The following is a 15,280-nucleotide window of genomic DNA, read 5'->3' as shown; positions in this document are numbered from 1 at the left end:
CGATGGGTGGAGCGGTCCGCGTGCCGGGCCCCGGAGGGACGCGGCGCCGCTTCGGGGCGGCCGGGGACCCGGCCGTCAGGTCTGCGGCCAGTTGCGCAGCAGGGCGTCGAGGGCGTCCAGGACCCGCGACCAGGACTCCTGGCTGTCGGGGGCGCTGTGGCTGAACCCGCCCGCCAGTTCCAGGTCGACATAGCCGTGGACGACGCTGCCCATCAGGCGGACGGCGTGCGTCTGGTCCGGCTCCGTCAGGTCGTAGCCGCGCAGGATCGCGCGGGTCATCCGGGAGTGCCGGACGGCCGCGCTCGCCGCCGCCGTCTCGTGGTCGAGGCGGAGGCGGGCCGCGGCATAGCGGCCGGGGTGCTCCCGGGCGTAGTCGCGGAAGACGTTCGCGAAGGCGGTCAGGGCGTCCTTGCCCGCCCGCCCGGCGAGGGCGTCGGCGGCCCGGTCGGCCAGCTCCTCCAGGGCGAGCAGGGCGATCCGTGTCCTGAGGTCCTGTGAGTTCTTCACGTGCGAGTAGAGACTCGCGACCTTCACCTCGAACCGCCGGGCGAGCGCCGAGAGGGTCACCTGCTCGAAGCCCGCCTCGTCGGCCAGCTCGGCCCCCGCCCGGGTCAGCCGCTCCGCGCTCAGCCCCGCGTATCCCATGTCCTGCCTCCATCCTGCCTTAACCAATAATGCGTTTGCCTAAGCCCTTTAGGCAACCTAGCCTGCATCACATGAAGCCTCTGACCGAACTCGAGATCCGCGCGGCGTTCGTGAACTGCACCAAGGGCGAGGCCAAGCGCCTGTCCGTGCCGCGCGACCTGGCCGACCGGCCATGGGACGACCTGGACTTCCTGGGCTGGCGAGATCCCCAGGCGCACGAGCGCGCTTATCTCGTCACCGTCCTGGACGGCCGCCCGAAGGCCCTGCAACTGCGCTACCCCGGCTCCGCGCCGGGACAGCAGCGGCGCAGCATGTGCTCGATGTGCCTGACCACGCACACCGGCGGCGTCTCCCTGATGGTCGCGCCGAAGGCGGGCAGGGCCGGGCAGCAGGGCAATTCGGTCGGCGCCTACATCTGTAGCGACCTGGCCTGTTCGCTGTACGTACGCGGGAAGAAGGACGCGGGCATGGGCGCACGGCTGAAGGAATCACTCACCCTGGAGGAGAAGATCCAGCGCACGGTGACGAACCTCGCGGCGTTCTTCGCCACCGTGACCGCGTGACACGGGCCCGGCCGGCACCCGGTGCGCCGGCCGGGCCGGCACACCCGCCGGCCGGTCTCACAGACTGCCGAACGCAACTCCGCGCCAGATCCAGCCGGACGCGAGGACGGTGTCGCGGAGGGGATCACGCAGGTCCGCGGTGTCGAAGCGGAAGGTCTCCGTCGCCCGCGGCCCGCCGTCGGCACCGCCGCCGAGCGCCCACTGGCGGGACACGGTCCTGCCCTGCCCGCGCGTGTACTGCCCCGACACCACCAGCCGCGGCGGACTCCCGACCCGGGTGACCTCCCCGTACTCCTGGACGACGCGGACCTCGTGGCTCTGCGGGACCGGACGCAGCCGGAACCGGAGCGTGTGCGTCAGCCGAGAGTCCAGGAACAGGCCCTGCCAGACGGGCTCGGCCACCCGCCACTCCGCCACCAGATGTGCGCCGCCGTCCCCGGCGCCGTACCGGACGGCGTACGGGACGTCCGGCCCGTTGAGGCCGAGCAGGGCCTTGCGCAGTTCCTCGGCGGAGCCCGGCTCGACTCCGTCGGCGGGGCGCCTCGTTCCGGTGAGTGCGTCGAAGAAACCCATGCGGGCAACGTACGAGACGGGTGATCACCGGTACAAGACGGTTCAGCGGGCGAGGCCGAGGAGGGTGCCCGCCGCGAGGAGCACCGTGGCGGTCAGCAGCAGGGCCAGCGCGTGCCGGCGCAGCAGGCGGCGCCGGAGCTGGTCGTAGCGGTCGGTGTACTCGCCGCGCAGTTCGTCCGCCCGGTGGGCGACGGACTGCCAGGCGGCGCGGGTGCGGGCGATGTCGTCGTCGGCGTAGCGGCGGACGACGTCCTCGCGTTCCGCGGTGGTCAGCCAGGGCAGCGCGTCGGCGAAGGCGGTGGCGCGGACCTGTGCCTCCCGCACGGTGGCCTGCGCCATCAGATAGCCCTGGAGGTCGGCCAGACCCGCGGCGGTCTCCCGCGGGTTCGGCGGCCGCTGCGCACCGCCGGGGACGGTCACGGCTTCTCGTGGCCCTCGCCGCGGCGGGTGGCGCTGCCGGGTTCCGGTTCGACGGCGTCCCGGCGGCCGGTGTCCCGGGCCTCGTCCAGCGCGCTGACCTCGGGGTGGTGCAGATCGAACGCGGGGGCCTCGGAACGGATCCGGGGCAGCGTGCAGAAGTTGTGCCGCGGCGCCGGGCACAGTGTCGCCCACTCCAGCGAGCGGCCGAAGCCCCACGGGTCGTCGACCTCGACCGGCCTGCCGTACTTGGCCGTCTTCCAGACGTTGTAGAAGAACGGCAGGGTCGACGCGCCCAGCAGGAAGGCGCCGATCGTCGAAAGGGTGTTGAGCGCCGTGAAGCCGTCGGCGTCCAGGTAGTCGGCGTAGCGGCGCGGCATGCCCTCGGCGCCCAGCCAGTGCTGCACGAGGAATGTCAGGTGGAAGCCGATGAACAGCGTCCAGAAGTGCAGCTTGCCGAGCCGTTCGTCGAGCATCTTCCCGGTGAACTTGGGCCACCAGAAGTAGAAGCCGGCGAAGGTGGCGAAGACGACGGTGCCGAAGACGACGTAGTGGAAGTGGGCCACGACGAAGTAGCTGTCGGTCACATGGAAGTCCATCGGCGGTGACGCCAGGATGATGCCGGTCAGGCCGCCGAACAGGAAGGTCACGAGGAATCCGATGGCCCACAGCATCGGGGTCTCGAAGGACAGCGAGCCCTTCCACATGGTGCCGATCCAGTTGAAGAACTTCACACCGGTCGGCACCGCGATGAGGAAGGTCATGAAGGAGAAGAACGGCAGCAGCACACCGCCGGTCGCGAACATGTGGTGCGCCCACACCGTCACGGAGAGCCCCGAGATGGCGATCGTCGCCCCGACCAGACCCATGTACCCGAAGATCGGCTTCCGCGCGAAGACCGGGATGATCTCCGTGATGATCCCGAAGAAGGGCAGCGCGATGATGTAGACCTCGGGGTGGCCGAAGAACCAGAACAGGTGCTGCCACAGCAGCGCCCCGCCGTTCGCGGCCTCGAAGACCTGCGCGCCGAACCGCCGGTCCGCCTCGAGGACCATCGCCGCCGCCGCGAGCACCGGGAAGGCGAACAGCACGAGGACGGACGTGAGCAGGATGTTCCAGGTGAACATCGGCATCCGGAACATCGTCATGCCCGGAGCCCGCATGCAGACGATGGTCGTGATGAAGTTGACCGAACCCAGGATCGTGCCGAAGCCGGAGAGCGCCACCCCCATCAGCCACATGTCGCCCCCGACGTACGCGGTGCGGATCGGGCCGCTGAGCGGGGTGTAGGCGGTCCAGCCGAAGTCGGCGCCGCCCTGCGGCATGAGCAGGCTGGCGAGGACGATGAGCCCGCCGAAGAAGAACAGCCAGAACGAGAGCATGTTCAGCCGGGGGAAGGCCACGTCGGGGGCGCCGATCTGCAGCGGCATGATCGCGTTCGCGAATCCGGCGAAGGTGGGCGTCGCGAAGAACAGCAGCATGATCGTGCCGTGCAGCGTGAACGTCTGGTTGTACTGCGCCGTCGAAATCAACTGCAGGCCCGGACGCGCGAGTTCCGCGCGGATCAGCAGCGCCATCACGCCGCCCACCAGGAAGAAGGCGAACGACGCGATCAGATACAGATGACCGATCTTCTTGTGGTCGGTGGTACTCAGCCACTCCACCACCACCGCGCCACGCCTCCGGCGCGCGACCGGTACGGCTGGCCTGTTGCTGATCGTCGACGTCACAGCACGCCCCTGCTCCAACGGATTCACTACGGCACACGGAGAAGCCCGTGGTCCCGGACACGCGCCGGCCAACCGACCAGACCGGCGACATACCGGACCGTACACGCTAAATCGGACCCGCTCCCGGCCAACACACGGCGCCGGCCGCCACCGCTGGCGCCCGCCGTGAACGGCGCCCGGCACCGGCATTGAGGGCCGCAGGCTGCCGCTCAGGGAGTTTGTCACCGCAAACGGCGCAGACGTGGTTCACCCGTACGTGTCCGGCCGCCGGCCACCCGACCGGCCCACCGGGAGCCCGTGCGGGACCGGTGGCCGCGCACGGCGAAGGGGCCGGCCCCGAACGCGCGACGGCGTTCCGGGCCGGCCCCTCCTGCACTGCCGGTACTGCGCCTCGGCCCCGCGTCAGCGGTCGGCCGTCGGCCGTCGGCCCTGATGCGATCAGGTGCGGTAGGCGTAGTAGTAAGAGTTCGGGTACGAGGCGATGATGCTCGCCACCGACCGGCGGTAGGTGTTCGTGGCGTGGTACGTCAGGTACGGCACCCCGCTCGAACTCCGATAGGTGGTGATCATCGTGTGGTCCTTCGACCCGTCCTTGTCGAAGTCCATCTGAAGGACGTCGCCGACGTCCATCTGGTAGACGTTCGCGAGGCTGGTGGCGCGCTTGGAGGACAGCGCGAACCACGAGAACTCGTTGACCCCGACCCACGAGTCCGACTGGGTCGACGAGGCGTCGTACCACCACTTCTTGTAGTCGGACGCGGAGCCCGACACGTTCGCCCAGCCGCCGGCCTTCAGGGACTGGCTGACGAAGTTGGTGCAGTCGCCGCCGACCGAGTTGAAGTTGCGGTAGGCCGAGTTGTAGTTGCTCCAGTACTTCTCGGCGTACGTGGCCATCGCCTTGTAGTCCAGGCCCGACGCGGTGAAGTTCTTGGCCTTGGCCGCGGGGTTGGTGGTGATGGCGGAGCGGGTGGCCTCCGGGGTGCCCTCGTCGTCCGCGGTGGTCGCCACGGCCTCCGTGTCGGGCTGGTTCACGGCCGCGTAACCCTGGTCCGTGGAACGGATGCCGGAGAGCTGCCAGTCACCGTGCGAGTCCGACTTGAACGTCAGCTCGTGGTGGGCCTGGAAGCCGGTCGTCTTCGGCTCGTTGCCGCGGACCTTCTTGTACGTCAGGGTCGTGGTCTCGGTGACCTCGACCGTGGCGCGGTCCCCCTTGACGCGGGCCTTGTCGACACTGACCTGCGTGTCGGCGTCCTTGTACTCCTCGCCGAGCTTCGCCAGCCGGGACTTGCGGCCGCGCAGCGCGGAGAGGTCGGAGCTCTCCTGACGCGCCTGCTTGGAGGACAGACGCACGTCGCCGTGGAAGCGGGAGGTGCGCTGCTTGCCCTGCTTCTGGTCCACCAGGGCCGACGTACGGTCGGTCAGGATGGCTTCGGCCAAGTCCTGGAAGGTGGCCTTGGTGGCCTCGTCCACGGTGCCGGCCTGCGGCTGGACGTCGGCGGCGCCGGCGCTCCAGTTGGCCGCCAGGGCTCCGGTGGCGACGAGCACGGAAGCGGTCGAAAGTATGACGACGCGCGAGCGCTTACGGCTCAATTTCCTTGATCTCACTTAGTTTCCCCTCTGCCCCGGCCTCGGATACCGGGGACGGGAATCTTCGCATGAGCCGCGTGTTCTCCTTGCGCCGGAGGGGGTATTGCCGGTGAATCCCCGGTGAAGTGGCCGAACTGCCCCTTTCGCGGCACTTGTTGCCGTCCTCTCGGACGGGCGGTGCGGGCTCGATCACCGGCTCACGGCCGGCGAGCTCGAACACGATCACCCGTGCACGAGCCTTGACGCTGCGGAAGAGCGGGACATAGCTTCCGATTCGATCGCTCGATTAAAACGATTCAAACGGCTGGCCCTCCACGGGCCTTCTCAGTGCTGCCCACCCGCAGAAAGACCGGAGAACCATGCGCGACCGAGCCGCGGACCACCGCCCCGGAGTCTCCCGCCGAACCGTCCTCGCCACCGCCGCCGTCACCGCCGCGGCCGGCGCCCTCGACTGGCAGTCGCCGGTCCGGGCCGCCGCGCAGAGCGGCGCCGTACAGCAGAGCAAGTCCGCCCCGTCCGCCGCCCGGTTCGCCGATCCCGGACGGGCCGTTCAGCCCAGATTCCGCTGGTGGTGGCCCGACGCTCTGGTGCGGCCCGACGAGATCAGACGCGAGATCGACCAGATCGCCGACGCGGGCTTCGGCGGCGTCGAGATCGCCGCCGTCCACCACAGTGTCAGCGACACCTCCGTGCTCGACACCGCCCGCCACGGCTGGGGCGGTGCCGCCTGGGTCGACGCGGTGGAGGCGGCGTTGCAGCAGGCCGCCCGGCGCGGGATGAGCGTCGACCTGACGGTCGGCCCGAGCTGGCCCGCGGCGGTGCCCGGCATCACGCCCGACAGCGAGGCCGCGGTCAAGGAACTGGTCCACGGGGCGGTCACTTTGGAGCCGGGCGCCGCCTACTCCGGCGCCGTGCCCGCGCCGATCGCCGAGGCCGAGGCCGGTGTCACCCGGCAGGACCTGCTCGCCGTACAGGCCGCGCGGGTGAACACGGCCAACTCCACGCGCAAGGAGACCGGGCTCGACCAGGCGTCCGTGCTCGACCTCACCGCCTCCGTCCGGGACGGCCGCCTCGACTGGACCGCGCCCGCCGACGGCACCTGGGTGCTCGTCTCCTACTGGGTGCGCGGCTCCGGGCAGACACCCGAGGCCGGTCCGCACACCGACCCGGCCGCGTACGTCGTGGACCACTTCAGCAAGGCCGGCACCCGGGCCGTCATCGACTTCTGGGAAGCCAATATCCTCACGCCCAAGGTGCGCAAGCTCCTCAAGGCCGCGGGCGGCGCGCTGTTCGAGGACTCCATCGAGCTGGAGACCGAGGGGCTCCAGTGGACGCCGGGCCTGCCGAAGGCGTTCGAGAAGGACCACGGACAGAAACTGCTGCCGCTGCTGCCCGCGCTCGTGCTGAACCACGGCAACCAGGTGTTCGCCTTCGAGGCCGTCGCCACCCGGCAGCTCCGGCACGACTTCTGGGAGACCGTCTCCGGTCTCGTCGACGAGCACCACTTCACCGCCCTGCGCACCTGGGCCCATTCCCTGGGCCTGGAACTGCGCTCGCAGCCGTACGGGCTCCAGACGGACGCCATCGCCACGGCCGCGATCCTCGACATCCCCGAGGGCGAGTCCCTGGGCTTCAAGAACCTGGACGACTACCGCTGTCTGGCCGGCGGCCGGGACATGGCCGGGAACACCGTGCTCTCCTGCGAGGCGGGCGGGTACACCGGCGGGGCGTACAGCACGACGTGGCAGAAGTTCCTGCGCACCATGGGCGGCGCGTACGCGGCGGGCGTCAACCAGACCGTCGTGCACGGCTTCTCCTACGCGGACCTGCCGGGCGTCGACTGGCCCGGGTACGCGGCCTTCACCCCGTACAAGGGAACCGTCGGCTACGGCGAGTCCTGGGGGCCGCGCCATCCCACCTGGAAGCACGTCGGCGACGTCTCCGGATACCTCTCCCGCGTGCACCACACGCTCCAGACGGGGCGGTCGCGGGTGGACGTGGCGGTGTTCCGGCAGACCGGCTACACCGCCACCGGGATCGGCGCCTCCTGGTTCACCGCCACCGGCATTCCGCTGGGCTGGACCCACCAGTTCCTCAGCGGGCCGCTGCTCGACCTGCCCGCCGCCACCGTGCGCGGCGGACGGCTCGCGCCCGACGGACCCGCGTACAAGGCGCTCTTCGTCGAGGGCGACTTCTTCTACTCCTCCGCCGTCACCCTCGCGCTGTCCGACGCGCGCGCCCTGCTCCGGCTCACCCGGGCCGGTCTGCCCGTGGTGCTGCTCGGCGCCTGGGACACCGTCGTGCCGCCCGGCACGCCCGACGGCGGCGAGACGGACGAACTGCGGTCCGTGGTGGGGAAGCTGCTCGCCCAGCCGCGGGTGCGCCAGGTCAACGACAAGACGGAGATCCCGGCGGCGCTCACCGCGCTCGGCGTGACCCCCGACGTGAGCTACGCGACCTCCTCGACGCTGCTCAACGCCCACCGCCACGAGGACGGCGTCGACTACTACTACCTCTGCAACGGCAAGCACGCCGAGACCGTGAAGCCCGCGGTGGCCGCCATCGACCACGAGGTCACCCTCCGCCGGACCGGCAGGTCGGCCGTGCCCTACCTCCTCGACGCCTGGACCGGGAAGGCCGAGCGGATCGCCCGCTACACCGAGGACGGCGACACCGTGACCGTCCGGGTGACGCTGGAGCCGGCCGAGACGGTGATCGTCGCGCTCGGCCGGTCCGGGCTCTTCGGGGACCGGCACGGCAACAGCCCGCACGCCGTGTCCAGTTCGGCCGACGAGGCGCGGTTCACGGACGACGGGCTCGTCGTCCGCGCGGCGGCCGGGGGCACGTACGAGACCCGGCTGTCGTCCGGCGGCCGGACCGTCCGGACGACGATCGGGAAGGTACCCGAGCCCACCGAACTCACCGATTGGGAACTGCACGTCGAGGACTGGCGGCCCGGCGCGAGCGCCACCCGCACCACGGTCGTCGAGCACGACGTCACGCTCGACGCGCTGACCCCCTGGTCCAAGGTCACGGAACTCGCCGACGTGTCGGGCATCGGACGCTACCGCACCACCCTGACCCTCGGCGACGCCTGGACCGGCGGCCACGGCGCACGCCTCGAACTGGGCACGGTCACCGACACCTGCCGGGTCACCGTCAACGGCCACCGGCTGCCGCCCGTCGACCAGATCCACCCGGTGGCCGACCTGCACGGCCTGCTCAAGCGCGGCCGCAACGTCATCGAGATCGAGGTCGCCACCCCGCTCGGCAACCGCCTGCGGGTCAGCGACCCCACGGTCTACGGCGGCACGACCCGGCAGGACTACGGGCTGATGGGTCCCGTCCGGCTGGTGCCTTACGGGGAGGCGCGGGTGCGGTGAGGGCGGCGCCCCGCGCCGGGGACGGGCAGGACTGCCTCGTCCCCGGCGCGGGGGTGCGGAAGGCACGCCGTGCACTGGGTGGTATCGGGTGGGCCCGGTCGCCCTCCGGCCGGGCCTTCCTCCGTACCGTCACTCATGCGCACCGTCGCTCGTCCGTGCCGCGCTCGTCCGTGCCGCGCTCGTCCGTGCCGTCGCTCAGAGGACTTCGAGCGGCACCGAGCCGTCCGGGGGCGGGAACGCCTCGTCCAGTACGGACAGCACCTCGGGCGGCAGCCGCAGGTCGGCCGCGGCGCGGTTCTCCAGGACGTGTTCGGGCCGTGCGGAGCGCGGGATCGCCACCGCGCCCTGCTCCAGCACCCACGCCAGGGCCACCTGGGCGGGCGTCGCGCCGAGCGCCTCGGCCACCTCGTGCAGCGCCGGTGCCTCCAGCAGCCGCCCCTGCTCGACCGGCGAGTACGCCATCACCGGCACCCCGGCGTCACGGCACCAGGGCAGCAGGTCCCACTCGATGCCGCGCCGCGTCAGGTTGTACAGCACCTGGTCCGCGGCCACCCCGTCGCCGCCCGGCAGCGACAGCAGCTCCGTCATGTCGGTCACGTCCAGATTGCTCACCCCCCAGTGGCGGATCTTGCCCGCCGCCGTCAGCTCCGCGAATGCGGCCAGGGTCTCCGCCAGCGGGTGGCTCCCCCGCCAGTGCAGCAGGTACAGATCGAGGCGGTCGGTGCCGAGCCGCCGCAGGCTCGCCTCGCAGGCCGCCACCGTGCCGCGCCGGTCGGCGTGACGGGGCAGCACCTTGCTGACCAGGAACACCCCGTCGCGGCGGCCCGCGATCGCCTCCCCGACGAGCGTCTCCGCCGCGCCGTCGCCGTACATCTCCGCCGTGTCCACGACGGTCATGCCCGTGTCGAGCCCCGTCCGCAGCGCCTGGACCTCCTGGCCCCGCCGGGCCGGGTCCTCGCCCAGGTACCAGGTGCCCTGCCCCAGCGCCGGGATCTCCTCGCCCGGGGGCAGCGCGACCGTCCGCATCTCCGCCGTGGTCATCAGCCCTCCCGGCAGTCCGGATCCGACGTGGATCGTGGATCGCGCGCACGTGCGCGTGCGCGACGGCACCGGGACGGACGGCCCCGGCGGTTCCAGGCCATCACCGTCCGCGCGCTCCCGCAACCCCAGGGGCGCCGGACCAACTCCGGGCCCCCCTGGCCCACATGGCACGCACGAGTAGGATGATCGAACACGTGACTGATCCGCCCTCTGGTGCGATGGAGCCCGCCATGACGACCGACACCCCGCGTCCGCCGCGGATCGACACCAGCAAGGCGCACCCCGCCCGGGTCTACGACTGGCTGCTGGGCGGCAAGGACAACTACCCGGTCGACGAGGCCGTGGGAGAGCGGCTCCCGGCCGAGGCCAGGGACGCGGCCCGGCAGAACCGCCAGTTCATGCACCGGGCGGCCGCGTGGATCGCCGCGCGGGGCGTCGACCAGTTCCTGGACGTGGGCACCGGCATCCCCACGGAGCCGAACCTGCACCAGATCGTCCAGCGCCTCGTGCCCTCGGCGCGGATCGTCTACGCCGACAACGATCCGATCGTCCTGCGGCACGCCGAGGCGCTGCTGGTCAGCCGGCCCGAGGGGGTCACCGACTACATCGAGGCGGACGTCCGCAGGCCCGACAAGATCGTGCGGCACGCCCGCGAGATCCTCGACTTCGGGCGTCCCGTGGCGCTCTCGCTGATCGCGCTCATGCACTTCATACCGGACGAGCAGGACGCCCACGCCATCGTGCGCGACCTGGTCGCCACGCTGCCGTCCGGAAGCTACCTGGTGCTGTCGCACGCCGCGTCCGACCTGTACCCGGAGCTGGCCGCGCAGGTCACGGCCGAGTACGCCAAGGGCGGCATCCGCCTCGGTTTCCGTACCCGCCCGGAAGTGGCCCGCTTCTTCGACGGCCTGGAACTCGTGGAACCGGGACTGGTGACGGCCACGCAGTGGTACGGGTCCGATCCGGCGCCGGAGCAGCCGGAGGGCAGCGGCATCTACGCGGGCGTGGCGCGCGTTCCATAAAGCGTTGATGGGGGTTGTGCTGAATACCGGTGGACAGGGCGGTGCCTCCGTGTCAGGATCCCGCCCATGATCACCACTGTTGACGCTGTCGTCGTCCGAAAGGCTCATGCCGCGTAGTCGGCCCGGCGTGCTGCGCACGCGACGAGCGAAACCCCGCCGGTCGTACCGGGGCGCCGCCCCCTGGTGGGGAGAACCCCTCCCGAAGCCCTGGCCGACCAGTATCGAGCGCCTCTCCTCCCGCACCGTCTCGGCCATCCACCGGGAGGAGTGCCGCCATCGTCCCGGCGGCGGGGATCTGTGGCCCGGAGCCACCGAATCCGCGCTCCGCGCCTACCGCGCCTTCCTGGCCCGCCCCGGCCGCCATCTGTATCTGCGCAGGTCCCGCTGTCCCTGCGACGGCTGCGAACGCCAGGAGAACGTCGCTTCGACACGGGACGTGCTGGAGGTGGTGCTGCGCAGGCTGCCGCCGTGCGCGCGCCGGGATTTGGCGGCCCTGGTGGCGAAGCTGGACGAGGAGTTGCTGCGCAGAACGCTCCCGGACCCGTTCGCCCACCGGCAGCCGTGGCGCGGCGACGCGTGGTGGCACCGGCGGATCTACGACGAGACCAGCCACCTCTAGAGGGCAGAGGTGATCCGGTACGCGGGCGCGACGGTGCACCGGTGTGCCGGTGTGCCAAGTCGGCCCCGCAGCAGCAGAGTTGAGCATCGACACCGGCGGGGGCCGGTCCCGCCGGAGGTGAACTGGCCGTTCACCGCGGGCGGTTACCCTCACTCCGCGTCCGAAACCGTCCGGACGCGGTGTCGCAGCCCAGGGAGTTCCTCCAGTGACCGAAGTACAGCCCGAACAGAGCGAGGATGCGAGACCCGCACGGAAACGCCGCCGCCCGGGTCCTTTCACCCTGCTCGCGCTGCCGGGACTGACCGTCGTACTGGGTTTCGCGGGGTTCATGGCCGCGACCGGCCGGCTGTCCGCCGCCTGGCCGCAGGGCTCGGACGCGCACGCGGCGACGGCCGGTGACGAGGCCGCGGACCGGGTGGACAAGTCCTATGTGCCGTGGCTGCGCGCGGCGGCCAAGAACTGCACGGTGCTGACGCCGTCGCTGCTGGCCGCCCAGATCGACGAGCACTCCGGCTGGAACACGGACACGGCCGCGCTGTCGGGCGCGGCCGGCATCGCCGGGTTCACGGACGCGCAGTGGAGCAAGTGGGGCAAGGACGAGGACGGCAACGGGCGGTCCTCGCCGCGCGATCCGGTGGACGCCATCATGGCGCTCGGCCGGCAGGACTGCGAACTCGCCGGGGACGTCACCGACCTACGGACCGAGGGGACCGTCAACGGCGACCTCGTCGACCTCACCCTCGCCGCCCACGCCGTGGGCACCGACGCCGTGTCCGACGCGGGCCGCGTGCCCGACGCGGCGCGCGCCTACCTCACCGAGGTCAAGGAACTGGCCAAGGGCTACGAGTCGTTCGACAAGGACGATCCGGCGGACTCGGGCGGCCAGTCGGCGCGCGCGGTGCTGTCGCCGCCCGTCAGCACCCTGGTGATCAGCTCCCCCTTCGGCTCGCGCGAGCACCCGCTCACGGGCGTGACCAAGCTGCACACCGGCGTGGACTTCGCCGCGCCGCAGGGCGCGCCGGTGTCCGCCACCCGCAAGGGCACGGTCGTGTTCGCCGCCATGACCAAGGCGTACGGCAATCGCATCGTGATCGACCACGGCACCATCGGCGGCATGCACGTGCAGACGACCTACAGCCATCTGTCGGCCATCCAGGCCACCACCGGCCAGGCGGTCGAGGCCGGCACGCTGATCGGGTACGTCGGCTCGACCGGGCTGTCGACCGGCCCGCATCTGCACTTCGAGGTCATCGTCGACGGCGGGTACACCGACCCGGAGCCGTGGCTCGCGCTGGACGACTGACCACGGCCACATCCCGGTACGGGCGGTCCGGCCCCGCGCCGGCCGCCGGTCAGGGAGTGTCGCCCCGCCAGTCGAACCGGCGCTCCTCCCCCGGTCTCGGCCCGTACAGCGTGCGGCCGCCCGCGCCGTAGCGGCCTATCTCGGTGGGCAGGGCGACGTTCTCCCTGCGGTGGCCCTCGGGCCAGTCCGTGACATCCAGCAGCAGGCCGTCCAGCGGACCGCCCACCAACTCCACATAGACGCGGCCCGGCCGGGGCCCGGGGTCGGGATCGTCATGATCCGCCCCGTAGACCCGGCCGCGCATGAACTGACGCTCATCCATAGGCCCCAGCTTCACATCCGGCACTGACAACGGCCTGCGACCGGCACCGACAACGGCCCTCCGCGGCGATCACCCCGGCTCCCCGCCCTCTTGGAAACATGCGCGCCCCGCGGGGCATATGAGGATGAATCGTCATCCGAGTTGAAGGACGGGCCTTTATCGGATCATCCTTACCGCCATGTCTCTCGCCTCCCCCGCCGTGGACCTCTCCGACCTGCGCGACTACGCCCACGACTGGGCCCTGGTCGACGTCGAGACCTCCGGGCTGATCCCGCGCCGCGACCGGGTGCTGTCGGTGGCCGTGGTGACGCTGGGTCCGGACGGCGAGCGGACGGACGAGTACTCGACGCTGCTGGACCCCGGCTGTGATCCGGGCCCGGTGCACGTGCACGGGCTGACCGCCGAGCGGCTGCGTGGTGCCCCGACCTTCGACCAGGTGGCGGGGCGGATCGGCGCGATGCTCGAGGGCCGGGTGCTGGTGGCCCACAACGCCCAGTTCGACTACGACTTCCTCGCCCATGAGTTCGCCCGGGCCGGGACCCCGCTGCCGGTCGGCCGACGGCTGTGCACCCTGGCGCTGAACCGCCGCGTCGACCCGCCGACCGACGACCTGAAACTCGGCACGCTCGCCGCCCACTACGGCGTACGGCAGACGAAGGCGCACGACGCGCTCGACGACACCCGGGTGCTGGCCGGGGTGCTGCGCGCCTCGCTGCTGGCGGCCTCGCGTCTCGAACTGCCGCTGCCCCTGGTGGCCTGTCCGCCGCGGCAGGACCCGCGGTTCGCCCCGAGCCCGCCGAAGACGCCGTGCGCCTTCCGCAACCCCGGACGGCTGACGGAGGGCGGGCCGCTGATGCAGGGCATGAAGATCGCCGTCACCGGTGCGACCGGGATCGCGCGGGCCGAGCTCGTGGGCCGGGCGGTCGCCGCCGGACTGAACGTGATGTCCTCGGTGAGCCGGCACACCAGCGCGCTGGTCACCAACGACACGTCCTCCGGGTCCGCGAAGATCCGCCGGGCGCTGACCGAAGGCGTGCCGGTCATCGACGAGCAGATCTTCCTCGGCCTGCTGGACGACGTAAGACCGGGGACCACGCACGACGGCTCGGTATCGGTTCCGGCACCGACTCCTGCTGTGGCACCGGCGGCCACGTCCGCGCCGGCGCCTGATTCGCCGGCCGCACCAGGGACAGGAGTCGCCCCGGCCGCCGTGCCCGCCCCCCGCGCCGCACGGGCGAGCGGTCCGCTGGCCGGGCGGCGCGTGCTCGCGCTCGGCGGTACCCACCCGGAGGCGGTGGCCGCGCGCACCCGCATCGTGGAACTCGGCGGCGCCGCCGCCATCAACCTGTCCGCCGGTGTCACGGACGTGGTCCTGCTCGCCGGCGGCGACGCCGACCGCCGTATGCGCCGGATCGCGGCCCTCTCCCTGCCGGTGCACGACGCGGCCTGGCTGGACGCCCCGGACGCGGCCGTCCGCCCCGACGGCCGGCGGGAGGCCGCGCACGTGCTGCCGCGCGGCGGTGTCGTCGACCTGACGTCCCCGGACGGCGCGCGGCCCGCCGTGCCGTGGACCGTCACCGCCACGTGGGCGCAGCAGACGGCGTGCGAGATCGACGTGGTCGCCTTCGTCGTCGACGAGGACGAACAGGTCTCCTTCGACGAGGACTTCGTCTTCTACGGCGCCCCCGAGAATCCGGGCGGGACGGTGCGGCTGCTCAGCGACGGACCGACCGAGCAGACCGTCAGCGTCGACCTCGCCACGCTGCCGCCGTCGGCGCGCAAGGTCGTCGTCGCGGCCGCCGTCGACGGCACGCCCACGTTCGGGGACGTGGGCGCCGTCCACATCGCCTCGGGGCCCGGTACCAGCGCGGCGCCCCTGGTCCAGGCGACACTCGACGCCGCGACCACCGAGCGCACCCTGCTGCTCGCCGAGATCTACCGGCGCGGCCCCCTGTGGCGGCTGCGGGCGGTCGGCCAGGGGTACGACCACGGCCTCGACGTCCTCGCCCGCGGCTACGGCGTCGACATCACCGACTGAACCCGACGGACTGGTCGGGGGCGCCGAACCGGACGGC

13 protein-coding genes are annotated in these 15,280 nt (G+C 71.8%); 6 read left to right on the top strand and 7 right to left on the bottom strand.

The genetic code is table 11. From position 1 onward, the window contains the following. Nucleotides 1–75: 75 nt before the first annotated feature. Nucleotides 76–645 (bottom strand): TetR/AcrR family transcriptional regulator, encoded by a 570-nt coding sequence (locus ACFV6E_RS04010; RefSeq protein WP_385459263.1) that lies wholly within the window; start codon nt 643–645, stop codon nt 76–78. A 71-nt stretch (nt 646–716) separates the two neighbouring features. Here ACFV6E_RS04010 and ACFV6E_RS04005 point away from each other — a divergent pair, with 71 nt between their 5' ends. Beyond that, complete coding sequence (locus tag ACFV6E_RS04005) at nt 717–1,208, top strand: FBP domain-containing protein (RefSeq protein ID WP_385174112.1); 492 nt, start codon at nt 717–719, stop codon at nt 1,206–1,208. Between the two features lie 57 nt (nt 1,209–1,265). Here the strand turns inward: ACFV6E_RS04005 and ACFV6E_RS04000 are convergent, their stop codons facing one another. The 4 genes from ACFV6E_RS04000 to ACFV6E_RS03985 all read right to left on the bottom strand — a co-directional run bounded on the left by ACFV6E_RS04000 (nt 1,266) and on the right by ACFV6E_RS03985 (nt 5,473). Further along, nucleotides 1,266–1,781: a hypothetical protein gene (locus ACFV6E_RS04000; protein ID WP_385459261.1), complete on the bottom strand. Its 516-nt coding sequence runs from the start codon at nt 1,779–1,781 to the stop codon at nt 1,266–1,268. Between the two features lie 42 nt (nt 1,782–1,823). After that, nucleotides 1,824–2,201, bottom strand: a complete 378-nt coding sequence (locus tag ACFV6E_RS03995; RefSeq protein ID WP_385459259.1) for a hypothetical protein — start codon at nt 2,199–2,201, stop codon at nt 1,824–1,826. Then, complete coding sequence (ctaD, locus tag ACFV6E_RS03990; protein WP_385459257.1) at nt 2,198–3,928, bottom strand: cytochrome c oxidase subunit I; 1,731 nt, start codon at nt 3,926–3,928, stop codon at nt 2,198–2,200. The genes ACFV6E_RS03995 and ctaD overlap by 4 nt, the downstream gene beginning before the upstream one ends. A gap of 438 nt (nt 3,929–4,366) precedes the next feature. Further along, nucleotides 4,367–5,473: an amidase domain-containing protein gene (locus ACFV6E_RS03985; RefSeq protein WP_385459255.1), complete on the bottom strand. Its 1,107-nt coding sequence runs from the start codon at nt 5,471–5,473 to the stop codon at nt 4,367–4,369. 401 nt (nt 5,474–5,874) lie between these two features. Between ACFV6E_RS03985 and ACFV6E_RS03980 the strand changes: the two genes are divergently transcribed. Further along, nucleotides 5,875–8,898, top strand: a complete 3,024-nt coding sequence (locus ACFV6E_RS03980) for a glycosyl hydrolase (RefSeq protein ID WP_385459253.1) — start codon at nt 5,875–5,877, stop codon at nt 8,896–8,898. Between the two features lie 195 nt (nt 8,899–9,093). Here the strand turns inward: ACFV6E_RS03980 and ACFV6E_RS03975 are convergent, their stop codons facing one another. Beyond that, nucleotides 9,094–9,939, bottom strand: a complete 846-nt coding sequence (locus ACFV6E_RS03975; RefSeq protein ID WP_385459251.1) for an aldo/keto reductase — start codon at nt 9,937–9,939, stop codon at nt 9,094–9,096. Nucleotides 9,940–10,169: 230 nt separating this feature from the next. Here ACFV6E_RS03975 and ACFV6E_RS03970 point away from each other — a divergent pair, with 230 nt between their 5' ends. From ACFV6E_RS03970 to ACFV6E_RS03960, 3 genes are all read left to right on the top strand, one after another. Then, on the top strand, nt 10,170–10,961 hold the full coding sequence (locus ACFV6E_RS03970; protein ID WP_385459249.1) for an SAM-dependent methyltransferase: 792 nt from the start codon (nt 10,170–10,172) through the stop codon (nt 10,959–10,961). Between the two features lie 106 nt (nt 10,962–11,067). Then, the gene (locus tag ACFV6E_RS03965; protein WP_385177242.1) at nt 11,068–11,580 is read left to right on the top strand and encodes a hypothetical protein; all 513 of its coding nucleotides are present in this window, start codon (nt 11,068–11,070) and stop codon (nt 11,578–11,580) included. Nucleotides 11,581–11,785: 205 nt separating this feature from the next. Continuing rightward, the gene (locus ACFV6E_RS03960) at nt 11,786–12,883 is read left to right on the top strand and encodes a M23 family metallopeptidase (protein ID WP_385177240.1); all 1,098 of its coding nucleotides are present in this window, start codon (nt 11,786–11,788) and stop codon (nt 12,881–12,883) included. 49 nt (nt 12,884–12,932) lie between these two features. Here ACFV6E_RS03960 and ACFV6E_RS03955 read toward each other — a convergent pair whose 3' ends face one another. Then, nucleotides 12,933–13,205 (bottom strand): hypothetical protein, encoded by a 273-nt coding sequence (locus ACFV6E_RS03955; RefSeq protein ID WP_385177239.1) that lies wholly within the window; start codon nt 13,203–13,205, stop codon nt 12,933–12,935. Between the two features lie 178 nt (nt 13,206–13,383). Here ACFV6E_RS03955 and ACFV6E_RS03950 point away from each other — a divergent pair, with 178 nt between their 5' ends. Beyond that, a complete protein-coding gene (locus ACFV6E_RS03950) occupies nt 13,384–15,243 on the top strand; it encodes a TerD family protein (RefSeq protein WP_385177237.1) in 1,860 nt (619 codons plus the stop codon). The last annotated feature ends 37 nt before the right edge of the window (nt 15,244–15,280 follow it).

It is taken from the genome of Streptomyces sp. NPDC059785 (assembly GCF_042732375.1).
GTDB lineage: Bacteria > Actinomycetota > Actinomycetes > Streptomycetales > Streptomycetaceae > Streptomyces.
The sequence above is the reverse complement of the archived record's forward strand: the minus strand, read 5'-3'. Positions and strand labels throughout refer to the sequence as shown.